Genomic DNA, 243 nt, shown 5'->3' with positions numbered 1-243 from the left:
GTATTGGTAGTTGAAAAAATCCGAAATGAATCATGTTCAGGATGTTCATAGACACTGCTCGAAACTTGTTTAAAGGAGATACCTAAACGGCTTGCTACATCAAGAATTGAAATTTTCTTACATTCTTCTATTTCCATGCAATATCATCATTTTGTCGTAGTATTTGGCAGTGATGGAACAGACGAGGATTCTTCTAAAGTTTTGGGAATTGCCTTATCTAAATCATCTAACCCAGATTTCCAA

At 35.0% G+C, this 243-nt stretch carries 1 pseudogene; it reads right to left on the bottom strand.

From position 1 onward, the window contains the following. Positions 1-146: 146 nt before the first annotated feature. Positions 147-243 (bottom strand): annotated as a pseudogene (locus HMPREF2701_RS10550) (peptidylprolyl isomerase); the annotation flags it as partial.

This window comes from Streptococcus sp. HMSC077D04 (assembly GCF_001808785.1).
GTDB lineage: Bacteria > Bacillota > Bacilli > Lactobacillales > Streptococcaceae > Streptococcus > Streptococcus mitis_BX.
Note: the sequence above shows the minus strand (reverse complement) of the source record. Positions and strands in the feature narration are given on the sequence as shown.